Consider the following 19000-nt stretch of genomic DNA (forward strand, 5'->3'; position numbering starts at 1 on the left):
CGCTGGCCATCATTCACTCTTTCAGCCGGACGGTGCCATGAACAACGCTATTTCCCACCAGACCCACGCCTTGTCGATCAACCCCGCCAACGGTGAAACCGTTGCCAGCTACCCCTATGAAAGCGCAGCACAACTGGATGCCGCCCTCACCCGCGCGGCCGATGCCTTCCGTACTTGGCGCCACACCCCGGTGAACCAGCGTGCCGACTGTCTGCTGGCCCTGGCTGCCGCCCTGCGTGAGCAAGCTGAAGACATGGCGCAGATGATCACCCTGGAAATGGGCAAGCCTATCGCCCAGGCCCGCGCCGAGATTGAAAAATGCGCCCAGCTCAGCGAGTGGTACGCCGCCCACGGACCGGCCATGCTCGCCCCGGAACCTACCTTGGTGGACAACGGCAGCGCCCGGATCGAATACCGCCCACTGGGCCCGATTCTCGCGGTGATGCCGTGGAACTTCCCGGTGTGGCAAGTGCTGCGCGGCGCCGTGCCGACCCTGCTCGCCGGCAACACCTATGTACTCAAACATGCGCCCAACGTAATGGGCAGCGCCTACCTGATCCAGCAAGCGCTGCGCAAAGCCGGTTTTGCCGAAGGCGTGTTTGAAGTGATCAACGTGACCCAGGACGGCGTGTCCACCGCCATCGCCGACCCGCGCATCGCCGCCGTGACGCTCACCGGCAGCGTGCGCGCCGGTATCGCCATCGGCTCACAGGCCGGGGCCGCGTTGAAAAAATGCGTGCTGGAACTGGGCGGCTCCGACCCGTTTATCGTGCTCAACGACGCCAACCTCGACGCCGCCGTACAAGCCGCCGTCATCGGCCGCTTTCAGAACAGCGGCCAGGTCTGCGCCGCCGCCAAGCGCTTGATCATCGAAGCCGGCGTGGTTGAAGCCTTCACTGCCAAATTCCTGGAAGCCAGCCGCGCCCTGGTGATGGGCGAACCCACCTCGACCGCCACCTATATCGGCCCCATGGCGCGTTTTGATCTGCGTGACGAACTGCACGGCCAGGTCCAGGCGACCCTGGAAGAAGGCGCCAGGCTGCTGTTGGGTGGCCATAAAGTCGCGGGCGCGAGCAATTACTACGAACCGACCGTCCTGGCCGACGTCACCGACCAAATGACGTCGTTCAAACAGGAACTGTTCGGCCCCGTGGCGTCGATCATCACCGCCCGCGACGCCGAGCACGCCGTGGCCCTGGCCAACGACAGCGAGTTCGGCCTGACGGCCAGCATCTTCACGGCCGACGCGGCAAAGGCGCGAGCGATTGCCGACCAGCTGGAAACCGGCGGGGTCTTCGTCAACGCGTTCAGCGTGTCGGACCCTCGGGTGGCGTTTGGCGGCGTGAAAAAAAGCGGGTTCGGCCGCGAGCTGTCGCACTTCGGTGTACGCGAGTTCTGCAATGCCCAGACGGTGTGGCTGGATCGTAAGTAGCCTGCCAGCCTTGGCGCTCAACAATTAATATGTCGTCGCACGCACTGCACCAAACCATCCAGGGCCTGGGGTTTTACCGGCGCGAGCACACAGACCGTGTGCTCGCGCGCTCCCTCCGTCACTGTCAGGGTGTAATGCACCTGGCCGGGGTTGCCTGGTTCAGGGCGAGTGCTTTGCGGCAACCGAAAGAAACCCGAGTCTTCGATCAGTTGCCGCAGCTCCTGCTGGTCCTGCTCGGGCAACGCGTCCAGTTCGACGCTGCGCGGTTTGGCCAACCCTGGAAAAAACGCCGCCCCGCCGCTTTCCTTGATTGAAATTCGCATGGCTGTTCCTCGCCGCACAGGCGGCTTCGTCAAACGTTAATGCCCACCGCTTTCCAGCCTGCCTTGACCGCCTTCTGCTCATCCTTGTTTACGCCATAAAGCTGACCGGCAATATCATGGGTGATACGCGCAAAACGCAAAAAGCCGGAATTGGGCCGCAGCCGCGAATCGCGCAGTGCGTCATACCAGATCCGCCCTGCACGCTCCCAGGCGAACCCGCCAATCTTGGTGGCCACCTGATAGAACGCGTGGTTGGGAATGCCGGAATTGATATGCACGCCACCATTGTCCTCGTAGGTTTGCACAAAATCATCCATATGCCCCGGCTGCGGGTCTTTGCCCAGCAGCTTGTCATCAAAGGCGGTGCCCGGGGCTTTCATCGAACGCAGAGCGGTGCCTTTGATCTTTTTGGTAAACAGCCCCTTGCCGATCAACCAGTCGGCGTCCTCGGCCGTTTGCTTCAGCGCGTACTGCTTGATCAACGAACCGAATACATCCGACAGCGACTCGTTCAGCGCGCCGGACTGGTTGAAGTACATCAGCTTGGCCTCATCCTCGGTCACGCCATGGGCCAACTCATGGCCAATGACGTCGAGCGCCACGGTGAAGCGGTTGAACAACTGCTGGTCGCCATCGCCGAACACCATCTGGGTCGAATTCCAGAACGCGTTGTTGTAGTCCTGGCCGAAGTGCACCGTAGCGTCCAGCGCCATGCCCGCATCGTCGATGGAGTTGCGGTCGAATACCTGGTCAAAAAAATCGAAGGTGGCGCCCAGGCCGTCATAGGCTTCGTCTACTGCGGCATCGCCACTGGCGGGCTGCCCTTCGCCGCGAATCAGCTTGCCAGGCAGGCTGTCGGTGTTTTCGGCGCTGTAGATCGAGCGCTGTTTCTCGGCGCCCACGGCCAGCGCCATGCGGGCCGGGCCCTTGGCGGGTACCGCGACCATACGCAACGAGCGGAACGTGCTGTCCTTGGCGCGCGTGCGTAATGCGACCTCCCGCTGGGCTTTATCCCCGTGGCGGGCGATCTGGTCGAGCATGTACGGTGGGATCAGGCAGAAAATCGGGTTGCGCGGTTGGCGAACACACATGAGCTGGCTCCTTTTTGGCGTGTGATGAACGTCCGGGTAACGGTTTTCAGGATAGCCCTGTGTTCGCCACCTGGGCCAAATTGTCATGAGTTTGTGTTTCAGTGGTGTTTATCCGAGGCCCATAAGGAACATGCCCATGCCCGCCCGCACAGCCAAAATCGACCTTTCCCACCGCCCAAGGCTCGCCGACCTGCGCCCATTGGTCGCAGCCAGCCCCAGCCTGCTGGAAGCCAGAACCGCGACGCCGCGTGTCACAGCGGCCAAGGACTTCAAAAACCGCGCGGGCTATGCCGACGATTTCCTCAGCGACTTCGTGGTGCCATGGCCCACGGTTGGCGAGCCGCTGGCAAGCGACGTGCAACCCAAGCGTCTGGACTACACGCATTTCTCCATCACCATGTCGCGCTCCCGGCGATTGGCGCTCTACGTGGGGGTCAATATCGACGGCGCCAAGCATGTGGACATCACGCGCAGCAACGACGCCTGGGCCTACGATGGCCGCCTGCCTCTGGACGCCCAAGCAGGTGAAGACCTCTATGCCGGCAATGGCCTGGACCGCGGCCACCTGGTACGGCGCCAGGACCCCAACTGGGGCGACGAGGCGAACACCGCCAACTTCGACACCTTTCACTTCACCAACTGCTCGCCCCAGATGAGCGGCTTCAACCAGAAGACCTGGCTGGAACTCGAAGACTACATTCTCGACAACACCCAGCGCTGGAAAGCCCGCGCCACGGTATTTACCGGGCCAGTGTTCGCCGATGACGACCGACTTTACCGTGGCGTAAAAATCCCCAGGGCGTTCTGGAAAGTAGTGGCCTACCTCAGCGACGATGGCAAACCGTCCGCCAGCGCCTACATGATTGACCAAAGCCGCGAGCTGGGCCAACTCGACCTGGTATTCGGCCCGCTTCGCACCTACCAGCGCAGTGTGATTGCGATCGAACAACTGACCGGCATCCGCTTCGCCAACCTGGCCGACTACGACGGGTTCAGCAACGAAGAGCGCGCCACAGGCACCCGGATCGAAGCGCTGATCCGCGGGCCGCAAGATATTCGACTCTGATTCGCGCCTACAGGGTGTGATCGCTTACCATATCGCCGCCGGTTCCCGTATGGGACTAACAGGGAATTCGAAACGCCGCACGCGACGTGAACCGAAACTGCCCCCGCAACTGTAGATGCCGAGCCTGCTCCCCACTGCCACTGGACCGCGTCCGGGAAGGCGGGAGCAAGGCGACGACGCATCAGTCAGGAGACCTGCCGGCCCAGCTAATTCACTAACCGGCGGGGTGTCCGGGAAGGACATCCTGGCCCTGCCCATCAGCAGCGTCCATGGGCGTATTTCCGAGCCGTACCTCCCCTGCTGCACCTACGGTTCACAAGGAGATCGCCTCATGCTGCCACGCGTTACCGCCCTGATCGCAGGCTTGGGTATGTGTGCCCTGGCGCAAGCCGCGCCCACTCAGTACCCGTTGACCGTGCAAAACTGCGGCAGCACCCTGACCTTCCAGCACGCCCCCGCCCGCAGCGTGACCATCGGCCAGGCTGCCACCGAGATGCTCTACGCCCTGGGCGTGGGCGACAAGGTGGTCGGCACTTCGCTGTGGTTCAACAACGTGGCGGCGCAGTACAAGGCCCAGGACGACCGCATCGAGCGCCTGGCCAACAACGAGCCAAGCTTCGAAGCCGTACTCGCCAAGCGCCCGCAACTGGTGGCCGCCGAGCTGGAATGGGTGGTGGGCCCCCAAGGCGTGGTCGGCACCCGTGAGCAGTTTCATGAACTGAAGATCCCCACCTACCTGTTGCCGTCCGACTGCGAAGGCAAGGACAACCTGGTGGGCGCCGATGGCACCCGGTTGGAGCCCTTTCGCATCGAGACGATCTACCAGAGCCTCCAGCAACTGGCGCAGATTTTCGACGTACAGGATCGCGGCCAACAACTGGCCGACGAACTCAAGGCGCGCCTGGCCAAATCCGTCGCTACGGCGCAGGGCAAAGGCTTGAAGCAGGCCAGCGCACTGGTGTGGTTCTCCAGCGCCGAAATGGCCAGCGACCCTTACGTAGCCGGCCATAAGGGCGTGCCGCAATTCATGCTGCAAACCCTAGGCCTGCGTAACGTCGTGCAGTCCGATGAAGAGTGGCCCGCCGTGGGCTGGGAAACCATCGCCAAGGCCAACCCCACCTTCCTGGTGATCGCTCGCATGGACCGCCGCCGCTACCCGGCCGACGACCATGAAAAGAAACTCGCCTTCCTGCGCAGCGACCCGGTGACCCGCAACATGGACGCGGTCAAGAACAACCGCATCATCATCCTCGACGCCCTGGCGTTGCAGGCGAGCCTGCGCACCTTCGAAGGCCTTGAACAACTGGCCGCCGCCATCGACGGCTACGACCTGGGCCAATGATGCGCAGCCTACTCGCCCTGGCGCTGCTGTTGCTCGCCCTGCTTGCTGGCGTCGCCATCGGTGAAACCGCCATCGAACCGCAGGTGGTGCTGCAGGTGCTCGCCAATAAACTCTGGGGCGCGGGCTTCGTGCTGGACCCCATCGACGAAGGCGTGGTGTGGAACTATCGGCTCACCCGGGCCCTGGTGGCCGCAGCCTGCGGCGCAGGGTTGGCAACGTGCGGCGTGATCCTGCAATCGCTGCTGCGTAATCCGCTGGCCGATCCGTACCTGCTGGGCATCAGCGCCGGCGCGTCAACCGGCGCGGTACTCGTTGCCTTGATTGGCGTGGGCGGTGGTTTGGTGTCGTTGTCGGCAGGCGCGTTTGTGGGGGCGATGGCGGCGTTTGCGCTGGTGACGCTGCTGGCGCGGGCCAGCGGTTCGTCCAGCGGTACCGGGCAGATCATCCTCGCGGGCATCGCCGGCTCGCAGTTGTTCAATGCCTTGACCGCGTTCCTGATCACCAAGTCGGCCAGCTCCGAACAGGCCCGCGGCATTATGTTCTGGCTGCTGGGCAACCTCAGCGGCGTGCGCTGGCCGTCGGTGTGGTTGGCGGTGCCGGTGGCGGTCGTGGGGCTCGCGGTGTGCCTGTGGCACCGTCGCGCACTGGATGCGTTTACCTTCGGCAGCGACTCGGCGGCCTCCCTCGGCATCCCGGTGCGCCGCGTGCAATTTGTGCTGGTGGCCTGCGCTGCGCTGGTGACGGCGGTGATGGTGTCCATCGTCGGCTCCATCGGGTTTGTCGGCTTGGTGATTCCCCATGCGGTGCGCCTGTTGCTTGGCACCGGGCATTCGCGCTTGTTGCCGGCCAGCGCCTTGGGTGGCGCGCTGTTTTTGATCGCTGCGGACGTGCTGTCGCGCACCCTGATCAAGGGCCAGGTGATTCCGGTAGGTGTGGTGACCGCATTGGTGGGCGCGCCGGTGTTTGCGCTGATCCTGATTGGCCGGAGGAATGCGCGATGAGCGTGCTCAGTTGCAGCGGCCTGGGCTTCAAAGTGCGTGAGGCGCAGTTGCTGCGCGACATTGACCTGGACGTGCAGTTGGGTGAAACCCTCGGGATCGTCGGGCCCAATGGTTCAGGCAAATCCACCCTGCTCAAATTGCTGGCTGGATTACGTGTGCCGGCCAGCGGCGATGTTCGCCTGGGTGGCAAGCCGCTCGGTGAGTTGTCGCGCCGCACCATCGCGCAACAGCTGGCGGTGGTGGAGCAACAGGCCGACACCGACGACGCCATCCGCGTGTTCGACGCCGTGGCCCTGGGCCGCACGCCGTGGCTGTCTGCGTTGAGCCCGTGGTCGCGTGAAGACGATGCCATCGTGCACCAGGCCCTGCACGACGTAGATGCTACCCACCTGAGCCAACGCGCCTGGCGCAGCCTCTCTGGCGGCGAACGCCAGCGCGTACACATCGCCCGCGCCCTGGCGCAACGGCCGCAGATTTTGTTGCTGGACGAGCCGACCAATCACCTGGATATCCAGCATCAACTGGCGATCCTCAAAGGCGTGCAAGGCTTGCCGGTGACGACCTTGATTGCCCTGCATGATCTGAATCAGGCGCTGACCTGTGATCGCCTGGCCGTACTGGATCGCGGAGAACTGGTGGCGCTGGGCGCACCGCTGGAGGTGCTGACGCCACAGCGCTTGCAGGAGACATTCGGGGTGCAGGGGCATTACCTGACGGACCCGTTCGACGGTGCGCAGATCCTGCGCCTGCGCTCCAACTGAAACCGTGGGTTGTAACAGCGGACGGTAACCACGATGCGAAGCGAGTCGCTCTTGATCTGCTTTTGATCTTAGGCGCCCCGTTAAACCACGCTGGCCGGAATTCGACAGGGATTTGGGGGGTAAACCGGCAGGGATGCCGGTTTAGCCGCCCCGCGCCATGGATGGCGCGTGGCGGCGGCCCCCCAAATCCCTGTCGGATTACGGGCACACCGAGCCTAAGCGAGGTGCCGAGTGGTGGGGCAAGAGCGTTTTGCTTACTTTTGCGCTTTTCAAAAGTGAGCCGCCGTCAGGGCGGAACCCTAAGTGGCCGTTACCTAAATAACGGATATGTACGCGGTCAAATCCAACATCCCGGTCGGCTGTCAGGCCGTCTTCGCAGGCAAGCCAGCTCCCACATTTGGATCGCGCTGCGTCAGTTAGAACAGCGCCGGATATCCGGTCGTCACGGGAGCAAGCTCCCTCGCCACAGGTCCAGCGTCGCACCAAAGTTGTGTAGATACCTATGCCCCGATGAGGGAGTGTCAGCAAATACATCGGTGACTGGCCCACTGCCATCGGGGGCAAGCCCCCTCCCACATTGGTTCTACAGAAGTCGGTGCATATGGGTTGTCTGCCATATCGGGTCGGCCTCGACATCCACCACTTCGAACCCCTGCCGCCGCCAGAAATCAATCGCGCCGGGCAGAAACGGATGGGTGTGCAAGTACATCACCTCCACGCCATCCGCCCGCGCCAGCGCCTCCAGCGAGCGGTACAACCGGCCCGCCAGGCCCAGGCGGCGCACTGCCGGGAGCACATACAGGCGCACCACTTCCACCGTCTTGCGCCCCTGGTAGTTCAACTGTGGAAAGCGGCCGTCATAAGGCCGATAAGCCACCGCGGCAACGATTCGACCTTCGGCACGAGCAATCAAAAACCGCCCACCGCCCTCAAGGTAGATGGCTTCAAACTGCGCCAGATCCTGGGGTACTCCGGTGGCACTGAGCGTTGGAAACAGTTCATCCCGCGCCTGCAAAGCGAAGCTCAGCACCTGGGGAATGTCAGCGGCCTGCACCGCCTCGATACTAACGCTCATCGCCAAGGATCCGAGCCGTTATCCACTGGCGAGCGTAAGCCAACACGCGATCGGCCATCGCCACCGGAAAATGAATAAACCCATGGGCCGCTTCCGGCAGTAGATGGGCCTCAACCGCCGCCCATCGCTCGGCGATAAGCAGGGTGTCATCCTTGAGCGGGTCCAATTCGCCCACGAACATCAGCGCTGGCGGCAGCCCCTCAAAGTCCCCATACAAGGGCGACAACGGTGGCTGCCGGCGCGCCTCGTCGCTGATCCCCGGCGTCAGCAGGCGCAGCGCCTGGACCATGCCCGGACCATCCAGCAACAAGGTGCCCGGCCCGGCCATGCGCACACTGGGCGTGCCGGTCAAATCGTAGACGCCGTAATACAACACCGCGCCGCTTACCCGCTGGAGCAACTCGGGCCATTGCTTGAGCGCCAACAAGGTGGCCGCCGCCAGGTGCCCGCCGGCCGATTCACCGACGAAAAACACCGGCAGGCCGGCAAACTCCGGGCAGTCCGCCAGGAGCCAGCGCGCAGCCGTCAGGCAGTCGTCCAGCAACCCTTCGATCGGCGTATCCACCGCCAGCCGATAATCCACCGACACCACCGCCACGTCGCACGCGTTGACCATGCCGAGGTTAAGGTCGTCATCCATTTGCGCATTGCCGATCACCCAGCCACCGCCGTGGATATCCAGCACCACGCCTTTGGGCTTGCCACTGGGGCGCAAGATGCGCACGGGCACCGTGCCCAGCCTTTTCAGCTCAACCACGGGCGCCTTCTTGAACGTCTGGCTGGCGCGTAGCAGTGCCTGGATCATGCGCGGCGTCACGCGGTTGCGGACTTTAAAGCGCGGCATCCACGCCAGTTTCTGATTGAAGCGGCGCATCTGGGCCAGTTCGGGCTCGCTGGCGGGCCAATGCTGGTAAGCCATCAGCGATTATTACGCAGGATCGAGAAGTTCAACGCCGCAGCCACGCATAGCCACGCCAGATACGGGAACAGGATCAGCCCGGTAATCAAATCCAGGCGCACGGCCAGCACCACCATCGCTGCCACGGTGAGCCACAAGAGCACGATAATCACCATCCCGGCGAACAACCGATGAGCACCGAAGAACACCGGCGTCCACAGCGTGTTCAATGCAATCTGCGCCGCCCACAAGGCCAACACCATTTCGCTGCCGGGGATCAGGGTCAAGCGGTAACCGGCCCAGGCCAACAGCAGGTAGATGATCGTCCATGCCACCGGGAACAGCCAATTGGGCGGGGTAAAGCTGGGCTTGACCAGGGATTCGTACCAGGCACCGGGTTTGAAGATCACACCGGTACTGGCGGCGGCGGCGCAGGCGAGCAGGAAGATGAAAAAGGTCATGGTCGGTCCTTGAGGTCCTGTGGATGGAAAAACAATGCACTGCTTTGAGTGACTCAAGCAACCGCGGATAAATTCAATGGGAGCAGCAAAATACCCGCTCTTCTGCGCGTCATGAAAATTGGTTATGGTCGCCAACATCCAGCATCGTTGCCCGAGACGCCCCCTTGCCCAAGCTTGCCGATCACCGCAGCAGCCCCTGGTCAGTGTTCCTGATCTTCCTGCGCCTGGGCCTCACCTCCTTCGGCGGGCCGATTGCGCACCTGGGCTATTTTCGCCAAGAGTTCGTCAGCCGCCGCCGCTGGCTCAGCGAGCGCAGCTATGCCGAACTGGTCGCCCTGTGCCAATTCCTGCCCGGCCCGGCCAGCAGCCAGGTCGGTATCGCCTTGGGCCTGTCACGCGCGGGTTACCGGGGCGCGGCGGCAGCCTGGGCGGGGTTCACCTTGCCGTCGGCCATCGTCCTGATCCTGTTTGCCCTGGGGCTGGCCCACTATGGCGGCGCCCTCCCCCCTGGCGCGCTGCACGGCCTCAAGGTCGTCGCCGTAGCGGTGGTGGCCCAGGCCGTATGGGGCATGGCACGCAACCTGTGCCGAGGCGTTTTACGGGTAGCGTTGATGTTGAGCGCCGCCTGCGTGGTGCTGCTGCAACCCTCCGCCTGGGCTCAAGTCGGGGTCATGGTGGTCGCAGGCGTGGCTGGCCTGCTGTTGTTCAAGCCCGAGAGCAGTGCCGAGCCCGACGCGCTGCCCATCGCCATCAGCCGCCGTGCCGGGGCCCTGTGGTTGATGCTGTTTTTGCTGTTGCTGATAGGCTTACCTCTCCTCTCCGCATGGACGCTCAACCCTACGCTGGCGCTGGTGGACGCCTTCTACCGCACCGGCGCGCTGGTATTCGGCGGCGGCCACGTAGTGTTGCCGCTACTGCAAGCCGAAGTGGTGCCCAGCCACTGGGTCAGTAACGATGTATTCCTCGCCGGCTACGGCGCCACCCAGGCCGTGCCGGGCCCGCTGTTCACCTTCGCCGCCTTCCTCGGCGCCTCCATGACCCATGCCCCGAGCGGCTGGCTTGGCGGCGTGATCGCCCTGCTGGCGATCTTCGCACCGTCGTTCCTGCTGATCTTCGGCGCCTTGCCCTTCTGGGCCAACCTGCGCAGCAGCCCGCGCACCCAGGCGGCGCTGGCCGGGGTGAACGCGGCGGTGGTTGGCCTGTTGTTGGCGGCGCTGTACCAGCCGGTGTGGACCAGCGCGATTTTCAATGTGTATGACGTGGCGTTGGCGCTACTCGCACTGGTCGCGTTGATGGTGTGGAAGCTGCCGCCATGGCTGGTAGTAATAGGTTGCGGTGTACTGGGCGGGTTACTGGCCTAAGATAGCGCAGACAATCAGCTCCCTCGCCACAGGACAGCGCAGCGTCTTAACTGACCGGCATTGGGGCTCAGCCAGGCTCGACAATCTTGAGCCACGGCCAACGCGCCTGATAACTCCTGGCCTTGTGCAAAAACAGCTCCGGCTCCGGATGCAAAGGGTTGATGCGCAAGACACCCTGCTCCACATCCTCCAAGCCATAAGGCGCATACACCTCGCCCGAGGCAATATCCAACGCAATGCACGTACCCGCCACCAGGTAACGGTCAACCCCCTGCCGAGCCGAATACAACTGCGGATAAGGCCGGCCAAACCGCTGCCCATACCAAAGGTGCACCCGCGCCTGATTCTTGACCTCTACATTCACGCCCAGGTCCTCAAATAGCGCCTGTGCTCGGCGAATCACCGCGTCCTCCGCCTCGTAGGACACATCCTCATCAAAGTAAAAAACGTCGTAATCCTTCACGCCCTGATCGGCCGGCAGATTCGCCTGATGGTTCCACACCGCCTGGAACAGGCAGCCCGCCGTGAGCAGGCACTGCTGCACACCCAGATCCGGCAGGCGCGCCGTGATTTGGGCATTGATCGGGTTGGCCATGGCCAATTCGAGCAAGGTGTCGACAGTCAATGTCATGTTCAGTCCTCCATCGTCGGCCGCAACAATACCACCCCAACATGTCACTTCTGTAGGAGCGAGCTTGCTCGCGAAAAACTCAAACGATAACGCAGCGCCTGAAGGCAAAATCCGATTCCCACACCACGCCTTGCTCCATTGCCTACGCGTACGTCAGAATCCGCCGGCTTGTGCGCTGGGGTGGCCGTCTCTAAGGTGGCTCGGTCGCTGAATTGTTCAGTGATCGGGTTTAGTAGCCCACCTTTAGACCTAACAAGTGCACAAGCTTCCTCCATCAGACGTTCGCGTCTGTGCTTGATGGTGGCTGTGCGCAGGGCGTCCTCGGACGCGCCGGTTTTGTTAGGTTCCACCGGTCTACTAACCTGCGTACAGCTACCGCCCTATTGTTTAGTAGCGATGGGAAGTGGCCCAAGCAAGGAACTTAACGATGGTTAACGATTCAACCACGCTCTATACCGTGGCCCCCAACGCCAGCAACGAAACCCTCATCACCAACAGCTACGAAACCTTCACCAGCGTCAGCACCCTGCTGCTCGACCTGTCCGAAGACCTCAACGGCAAACACCGCGACATCGCCCTGGCCATCCACCAACTGAGCGAACTGGGCGTACTCCTCACCGCCAGACTCCTTGACCGCGAAGCGCCCTGCCCTGGCTGATGGTTAACCCTCCAACTCGCTAGCCCGATAACTCGCCGCGTCGCCATAAGCCACCTACAGCGACTCGGCGGCTTGGTTTCATGCGTAGGTCGACTGACTAGAGCGAGACGGTTACGCTGACGTTTTCGCATGACGGGAAAAGCGAATGACAACGGTGTATCAGGGAAGCTGCTTATGCGCAGCCGTCACTTACGAGCTATCCGCCACGCCCAAGTCAGTGAGCCACTGCCATTGCCGCCAGTGCCGCAAAAGTCACGGGGCCGCATTCGCTTCTTACGGCAGTGTTCCCCGTGACGCACTACGGGTACTTTCCGGCGCCAACAGCATCAGAACCTAAGCATCCTCAGAAACCGTGTTACGCGAATTTTGCTCGCATTGTGGCTCAACATTGTTCTGGTCACGATCTCAAGGCGAGTTTGCCGACTGGGTTTCGATAGCCCTGGGCACGCTCGACACACCCTTCATAGCTGAAAAGCAAAAACACATTCATGTCGACTCCGCAGTCCACTGGTGCGACTGACTGCTTCGAATCATTTCAGCTGGTTATGACAGGCTGAAACCGGCCAAGCTGCCCGCCTCAGAAACCTCCAAGCCGCATGATATGAGTCGCCTGAACATCATCTGTTCGCTTGAAGCCACAGCGCTCATAAAAGGCGCTTCCTTCAACCGTATCCGTGAAAAGACGCACTACCTCAAACCTAAGAGCGGCACGTTCAACAAGCGCCTTTACCAGCGCCTGCCCGACGTGTTGCCCCCTTGACGAAGCTGCGACATACACCCGTCGCAGTCTGGCCACATTATTGTCAGCATAGGGATCAACTGAAAGACCTCCGATGCCTATCAGCTGCTGATTCAAATAGGCCGCCATCAGACATTCGCCTGGTGCATCAAAGCGGTTTGCTCCAGAGTGCCATTCGTTAATCAGACGGCTGAGGAACCTGAAACCTTCGCCAACGGCTTCCTTTTCCAGCGCCTGTATCTGGCGCGGAAGGTGTGTGATCCGTTGAACCTCATATCGTTTCATCCATCCCTGCCTCCAATATGAAACTCGTTCAATGCTAACAATTTCGTTTGAGGTGATGAACACTGCAAGGTCAATCCTGTAGGAGCGAGCTTGCTCGCGAAAACCCCAAACGATCACGCAGCGTCTGAAGGCAAAATCCGATTCCCCTGCCGCACCTTGCTCCATTGCCTACGCCTGCGTCAGAATCCGCCGGCTTGTGCGCTGAGGTGGCCGTCTCTAAGGTGGCTCGGTCGCTGAATTGTTCAGTGATTCGGGTTTAGTAGCCTGAAGGTTAATCCAAACAACGTGCACAAGCGTCACCGATCAGACATTGCGTCTGTGTTTGATGGTGGCTGTGCGCAGGGCACCTTCGGGTGCGCCGGCTTCGTTTGGATTCCCCGGTCTACTAACCTGCGCACAGCCGCCACCCTTATGTTTAGTAGCTAAAGGATGATGGCCCTAAACAGGAATTCAAACATGCTCAAATCAGATTCAAGTGCCCTCTTCAACGTTGCCCCCAACGCCAGCAACGAAACCCTTATCACCAACAGCTACGAAACCTTCACCAGCGTCAGCACACTGCTGCTCGACCTGTCCGAAGACCTCAACGGCAAACACCGCGACATCGCCCTGGCCATCCACCAACTGAGCGAACTAGGTGTGCTCCTCACCGCAAGACTCCTGGACCGCGAAGCGCCCTGCCCTGGGTGATGATTAAGCATTCAACTCAATAGCTCGATAACTCGCCGCGTCGTCGTAAGCCATGTTCAACGACTCGGCGAGTTTGTACTTGATGGGTGGACCGGATGAGGAAAGCAGTGACCGCTTTCGGCCAGAAGCGGTCACTCACGTCCAACTGCTCCTCGATCTAACGGTGGAAGCGTTCCAAAACGCTTAGTCATACGACATGGTTTCCACAAGCTAATAAATTGGACCTGCTAGAACATCAAGAAGAGAATGAACTACTGGTCGTACAACGTCGGCTGTCGAATCGTATCCATGAGCTGGAATGCACAAGGAAGAGGACCTTGCATTGAGCAAACGTAGACAATGCGCATGAGTTTCTTCGTTGAGCCTTCCTGCGGACGCTAAATAACGCGAGTAGCTTGAAATTTCACTCTCGGACGAACTTGACGCCAACCGCGCACCAATCAAACCAGCAAACTCATCATCTGTGCCAATCCTGGATTTAATAGCATAATTGACCCTGTCTTGAAAATCCCATAACGAATGGCTCGGTCGATTGATCATTGCTCTAACCAGCTTCTCGAGCTTTACACTTTGAAGCCTTTGAACCCCGACAAGGATAGGTCCAACAAAGCTTTCATAGTCGTGGTCGTCATTACTTACCGCTGATACTACTTTGTCCAGACTGGGGTTGCCGGGATCATAAATGGCCAGTGCTGCAACGCCATGTTGGAAACCACTCTCACAAACAGTCGACTGTAATTGGGCTAACACGTCACCGTTCTCGGAAAATTGCTGCCGCAATATATAGGAAGCTTCGAAATAGCTCTGCATTCTATGCCAAGACTGATCCGCACTGTTTCTGTGAATCCTAGTCGCAGTCAAACAGTGCTTTAGCAGCAGATCGCTTCTGGAAACTTCCTTGGCTAGCGCCTGCAATACTGGGGCGCGAAGACACTCCGTCGTGTGTGTGCAATAGTCGAGAAAGCGCTGCCGCAATACGGTATTAACGGACACATATGGCGCTACAAGCTCCCAAAAGCGCGATTCGTCAGTAAAGTGTCCTAGTCTTGAGAGTAATTGACTGTCGAAGCTTTTTTCCAAATCGTCCCAGTGCTCAGCCACCAATCTAATCAGCGCTGGGGGCTCATTAGAATAATGCCCTAGCGATATATCCAGGGGTTTTTTCCCCCACTCGAGGATAGAAAATTGCTCCGTTGCTCCGTATACGACCAAACCGGCGAACGCAGCCGCTCGCCGATCTTCATGATCGTGTCCAACCGCCATTGCATCTACAAGCAGGCGATCGATAACTGGCTTCCGGTCTGAGTCGATGGAAAGCAGTGCTTGATAGTTTTTTATGGCAGCGTGAGTTTTGAGAGGGCCGTCTACTTCATGATCATACCTTTCCAAGATTTCCTTTGCAGTATCGTTTCGATCGAACTCACTGGAGGCAGCATCAACGATTTGCAACCGCATAACAGCTGAGAGGGAACCAACACTCTCAGCAATAAGTTGCTGGACGAACGAGTCATCACGATAGGCTAAAGCTAGAAGCCCAATGGGTGGGTTACGCCCTTTAAGTCTTTCTAGTGCAAACGCTTTGACCCTCCCTTCTTGGGGGTAAAGGGCAATCAACTGCCCGGAACCTGAATAGACGTGGTCTGGCTCGCACAACGACCTGTCCACCAAAATTTCTACAATTTCTTTATGGTCGAAAACGTCCAACTGGCTGAAAGCAGCAAGCACTACGTCGAACCTTACTTTATGGCGGCCGTTGAGAATCTTTAATAATTCCTCAATGCACGTTTCTCGACTAAGCATTTTTGGGTACAAGCCAATCAGATGAAATTTTCGCTCATCTGGCCACAGAAGTACCTCTTGCACCAGCTCGCGAACTTCAGGAAGCTCAGCTGCCCAACCTTCAACCAAAGGAGCCAGAGCCCAAAAGACTGAAAAATTCTCAGCTTTTTTTACCCTTTCCATCAAGTACTGTTTAATTCTGGGGTCTTGAAGGGAATTGTACACCGGTCTCGCAACATACTCTTGATGTTCCACCTTCTTGGAAATAACCGCGAGCACGAGCTGTTCTCGAACCTCACTATCCTTTTCCGAGAATTTCAAAAGCTGGCTCCAATCCAGCCCCAATCGCAAGACGAACGGATGCTCTGATCGCAATTCATGCGCGATCCATGCACATATCTGCGCATTATCAGCACTACAGCTGAGAAGATAATGCTGTGCAATTTCCTTCTCAATTTCATCGTAGCCTGAGATTCTTCCGTTTAGGTTATTCAGGCAAATCTCAACTACTTTAGAATTGTTCAGCCAACCCTGTACTAAACTTTCCCCAACCTGTGCACGATGCAAGTAGCCGATTCCATCACGCCAAGCACATAGTGAAAGTAGCGCTGACAGATCAGTATCTTGGTGCAGCCCTAATTGAACCTTGCACCAGATAGCGCTCAGTTGAAGCGCCTTGTCCACAGCAACAGAAGCTGTGGCTAGGAAATTAATCAACAAGCGGTTATCGGACCACCCGATGGTCAAGGCTTCCAAAGCCCGCGCCACCACCGCCAAATCGGAGTCACCGCGAAGCAATCCCATCAGCCAGCTTTCTACTTCCATATCGCCGTTGTAGACGATTGCCAATGACTGAGCGGCGGCTCGAGAATTGGCGGGACTCTCATCCTTAAGCCCATGTTTCAACAAACTAAGCTGATGGTCTGACCGCTCCCATCGTGCTAATGCAGAATAAAATTCTTGTAAATACTCTGCAGATCGTATTCCCCAGCGATTGATACTTTGCGACGTTTTTTCTCTGAGTGTCGGATTGTAAATTCCTCCTAGCGCAGCGGCAAGGTGGGCACTACGCTCACCACCCCACCCAGCCCCTCCAATGATGTTCAGACTGCGCTCAGCCAGCCTGATCGCAGTAGGTCGATTGATCTCTGCCCCTCCAAACACAACATTGGCAAGAAGCAAGCGCCGCTGCAATGCGCCGACCACATCAACCTCAGGCTCATCGATAACCTGCACGATTTGCTCGGCTTCAGACCGCCTGGTGTTCCCCGCAATCAAATCGCCGAACACACTTCTCCAACGGAAACTACTTGCATTTGCCCGCACGAAACTCAAGATCGTCTCAATCGGCCAGCCGTGTATATGGACGGATGCCAGATATTCCTCCAGGCTTGCATGCACAAAACCCACCTCCTCGCGTCCTTTTTCAACTAGCAGGCCCATCGTCTCGGCGTTAACTGCAAGGATCTCGTTGGCGACTTCGGAAGCCTCGCGAGTCGTGTAGCAATATCCCTCAGGATCAGTGAGAAATGTTTTTATGCATTTACGGGCCAGTTGAAGGGGATACCCAGCGTCTCCCCCCTCCATTCGAATCTCGAATGCAAGCGCTGCGAGCGCTTCCCTGCGAACGTCGATTGATGCCGCGGACGAAAATCGAGGGCAGACGTCCCCTGCCGCTGTGGCTCGGCTAGACGGATGGACCTCCAACAGCAAGTCAGTCAACTGGTTCAGCGCCTGGACCTTGTTGATCGGCAACACCAACTGACGAACTGCCAACGCGATCAATCCCAGCAATAACAGCGGCGTCTCCGCGAGCGTGGCCAACCCACGCCCTTTTTCAAGCTCTTTGAAGAACCGCTGAGTTTGCCAGGTGATTGATTCTTCATTAGAAGATTGATCGTTGCTGGACCCCACGTTTCGCGAGAACCACGTCGTGGCGATTTCCCTCTGCTGCACCTTGGACAGTGGTGCTAGCAGTCCCACTGCCCAGCTGTCTGGAATCCCCCCGATTTTTGAAAGCCCTCCAGGTCGAGCACTGACGACCACCGGAATTTTGTGTGCAGAAACAATAGTTAGCATTGTGAGCAAGGTCGTGCGAGCTGCCTGCTCGTTGGCCCATTCGTCTAGCCCGTCGACAAGAAGTACTACCCGGGACTCATCAATGGCTTGATCAATCAATGCCACGAGGTCACCAGTTAACTGAGGCTGCCAAGTCGCACGGATTAATTCTTTGATACCTATAGCTCCGGCATTGGCTTCACTGAGGCGCACCCACTTAGCGAAAGAAATGAACAACGGTAAATGGCGGCCCCAGCGTTTCGCAACGTCAGTAAATCGCCTCTGTTCACCGAGCAAATCAAGCGCTAGGCACCGCAGCACCGTACTTTTTCCGCTTCCAGCATGCCCCACGACAGCAATCTGATCGGACTCTCCAAGCCAATCCAAGATGGGGGTGCGACGGTAATTTTCCGCCTGACGGCTTTCCTCTTTTTTCACCGGTGAATGCGCGTTAGTTCGTTGCGGTTCGGACATAGGCGAAACTGGTGCCTCACCCTGGCCAGGTGCCACCTGGCTCATGACAGCTTCCTTCAGCAGAACGTCAGGTGCAGAGAAACGCTCAAGTAGGGAAATGGGGGCCTGAGACCGATCAGAAAAAGGCGTTGGGGCATTCACCAGAATTCGGTCAAGAAGCTCGAAACCTCCTTGATAGACGCTATGGAGTTGCGTCCTGATCTTATGCAACTCGCTACCATCTAGCCGCAACAGCTGCTCCTGGCTTACAGTGTCCCCAAAAAATGCCTTCGCACACTCACGCCCAAAAAACTCCAATACGATATCTGGGTAATTTCGCAATGCGCCGCACAAGTCATGACCACCAAGTACCTTAAGGGTTATTCCCTGGGCATGAAATAATTCGGCCTGGACTTCAATCGCATCCTGCAGACCGACGTCATCGACTGGACATTGCACGGCAATGTAGAACATATCAGTTCTCGCCACCCAGCCTCCCTCGAGGAACGTTTCACAGGCTTTCTTCAGGTCTCTCGGGGTGTACTTTGCGTAGCATTTCGCTTGCCAGGTGTCGTATCTACCGTTGCGCTTTCGAGCAAAAATGTCTATGCCTTGCTGCGCTTGTCCTGCCCTTCCATATAGGCTGTGAGATTCGATATCAGCTTGTTTCCCCGCCAGTCGATAACACAGCTTTTCAAAGTTCTCCCAGCGTAACTCACTAAATGGCAATGACTGTGCGGCCGTAAGAACTGAGGTAAAAGGTGGGACATGGCTTGCTGGGGCCGTGATTGCAATTTCCGTCATTTTTGATGATCCATGTGCAGGTGCGACTTCTGTCATCGGGCGCCGGGCGGTTGCATCATATTGTGTATCAAAACTGGGGGCACCGTGGCTTG

At 58.8% G+C, this 19000-nt stretch carries 16 protein-coding genes, 1 pseudogene and 1 riboswitch; of the genes and pseudogenes, 9 read left to right on the plus strand and 8 right to left on the minus strand.

The annotated features are described in order from the left end of the window. The first annotated feature begins 37 nt into the window (after positions 1-37). The gene (locus tag IH404_RS19135) at positions 38-1432 is read left to right on the plus strand and encodes an aldehyde dehydrogenase family protein (protein ID WP_194438779.1); all 1395 of its coding nucleotides are present in this window, start codon (positions 38-40) and stop codon (positions 1430-1432) included. 17 nt (positions 1433-1449) lie between these two features. On the opposite strand, the gene IH404_RS19140 is transcribed toward IH404_RS19135, so the two are convergent. After that, on the minus strand, positions 1450-1755 hold the full coding sequence (locus tag IH404_RS19140; protein WP_005789790.1) for a protealysin inhibitor emfourin: 306 nt from the start codon (positions 1753-1755) through the stop codon (positions 1450-1452). Between the two features lie 29 nt (positions 1756-1784). Next, positions 1785-2846, minus strand: coding sequence for a M4 family metallopeptidase (locus IH404_RS19145; RefSeq protein WP_005789792.1), 1062 nt, complete (start codon positions 2844-2846; stop codon positions 1785-1787). 136 nt (positions 2847-2982) lie between these two features. Here IH404_RS19145 and IH404_RS19150 point away from each other — a divergent pair, with 136 nt between their 5' ends. The 4 genes from IH404_RS19150 (at position 2983) to IH404_RS19165 (ending at position 7016) form a co-directional block, all read left to right on the plus strand. Then, positions 2983-3912, plus strand: a complete 930-nt coding sequence (locus tag IH404_RS19150; protein ID WP_032803649.1) for a DNA/RNA non-specific endonuclease — start codon at positions 2983-2985, stop codon at positions 3910-3912. Between the two features lie 22 nt (positions 3913-3934). Beyond that, positions 3935-4129: riboswitch (cobalamin riboswitch) on the plus strand. A gap of 114 nt (positions 4130-4243) precedes the next feature. After that, the gene (locus IH404_RS19155; RefSeq protein ID WP_005789796.1) at positions 4244-5254 is read left to right on the plus strand and encodes an ABC transporter substrate-binding protein; all 1011 of its coding nucleotides are present in this window, start codon (positions 4244-4246) and stop codon (positions 5252-5254) included. Further along, a complete protein-coding gene (locus IH404_RS19160) occupies positions 5251-6255 on the plus strand; it encodes an iron ABC transporter permease (RefSeq protein WP_005789798.1) in 1005 nt (334 codons plus the stop codon). The genes IH404_RS19155 and IH404_RS19160 overlap by 4 nt, the downstream gene beginning before the upstream one ends. Beyond that, positions 6252-7016 (plus strand): ABC transporter ATP-binding protein, encoded by a 765-nt coding sequence (locus IH404_RS19165; protein ID WP_005789799.1) that lies wholly within the window; start codon positions 6252-6254, stop codon positions 7014-7016. The genes IH404_RS19160 and IH404_RS19165 overlap by 4 nt, the downstream gene beginning before the upstream one ends. A gap of 583 nt (positions 7017-7599) precedes the next feature. Here the strand turns inward: IH404_RS19165 and IH404_RS19170 are convergent. Genes IH404_RS19170 through IH404_RS19180 form a run of 3 tightly spaced genes read right to left on the minus strand, consistent with a single transcriptional unit; the run spans position 7600 to position 9450 of the window. After that, a complete protein-coding gene (locus tag IH404_RS19170; RefSeq protein ID WP_005789801.1) occupies positions 7600-8091 on the minus strand; it encodes a GNAT family N-acetyltransferase in 492 nt (163 codons plus the stop codon). Beyond that, entirely contained in the window at positions 8081-9010 is a 930-nt protein-coding gene (locus IH404_RS19175; protein ID WP_194438780.1) for an alpha/beta hydrolase, read from the minus strand. Before IH404_RS19175 ends, IH404_RS19170 begins: the two co-directional genes overlap by 11 nt. Continuing rightward, entirely contained in the window at positions 9010-9450 is a 441-nt protein-coding gene (locus IH404_RS19180) for a TspO/MBR family protein (RefSeq protein ID WP_003192600.1), read from the minus strand. Before IH404_RS19180 ends, IH404_RS19175 begins: the two co-directional genes overlap by 1 nt. Positions 9451-9614: 164 nt before the next feature. Between IH404_RS19180 and chrA the strand changes: the two genes are divergently transcribed. Continuing rightward, a complete protein-coding gene (chrA, locus tag IH404_RS19185; protein ID WP_194438781.1) occupies positions 9615-10811 on the plus strand; it encodes a chromate efflux transporter in 1197 nt (398 codons plus the stop codon). Between the two features lie 67 nt (positions 10812-10878). On the opposite strand, the gene IH404_RS19190 is transcribed toward chrA, so the two are convergent. Further along, positions 10879-11442 (minus strand): nucleotidyltransferase family protein, encoded by a 564-nt coding sequence (locus IH404_RS19190; protein WP_194438782.1) that lies wholly within the window; start codon positions 11440-11442, stop codon positions 10879-10881. A 427-nt stretch (positions 11443-11869) separates the two neighbouring features. On the opposite strand from IH404_RS19190, the gene IH404_RS19195 reads away from it, so the two are divergent. After that, positions 11870-12100: a DUF6124 family protein gene (locus IH404_RS19195; protein ID WP_194438783.1), complete on the plus strand. Its 231-nt coding sequence runs from the start codon at positions 11870-11872 to the stop codon at positions 12098-12100. Between the two features lie 145 nt (positions 12101-12245). Further along, a pseudogene (locus IH404_RS19200) lies at positions 12246-12620 on the plus strand (GFA family protein). A 57-nt stretch (positions 12621-12677) separates the two neighbouring features. Here the strand turns inward: IH404_RS19200 and IH404_RS19205 are convergent. Further along, entirely contained in the window at positions 12678-13124 is a 447-nt protein-coding gene (locus tag IH404_RS19205) for a GNAT family N-acetyltransferase (RefSeq protein ID WP_194440698.1), read from the minus strand. A 456-nt stretch (positions 13125-13580) separates the two neighbouring features. On the opposite strand from IH404_RS19205, the gene IH404_RS19210 reads away from it, so the two are divergent. Continuing rightward, on the plus strand, positions 13581-13814 hold the full coding sequence (locus IH404_RS19210; RefSeq protein WP_034136022.1) for a DUF6124 family protein: 234 nt from the start codon (positions 13581-13583) through the stop codon (positions 13812-13814). Between the two features lie 210 nt (positions 13815-14024). Here the strand turns inward: IH404_RS19210 and IH404_RS19215 are convergent, their stop codons facing one another. Next, entirely contained in the window at positions 14025-18908 is a 4884-nt protein-coding gene (locus IH404_RS19215; protein ID WP_194440699.1) for an NACHT domain-containing protein, read from the minus strand. Positions 18909-19000: the final 92 nt, after the last annotated feature.

This window comes from Pseudomonas sp. OST1909 (assembly GCF_015277575.1).
Taxonomy (GTDB): domain Bacteria; phylum Pseudomonadota; class Gammaproteobacteria; order Pseudomonadales; family Pseudomonadaceae; genus Aquipseudomonas; species Aquipseudomonas synxantha_A.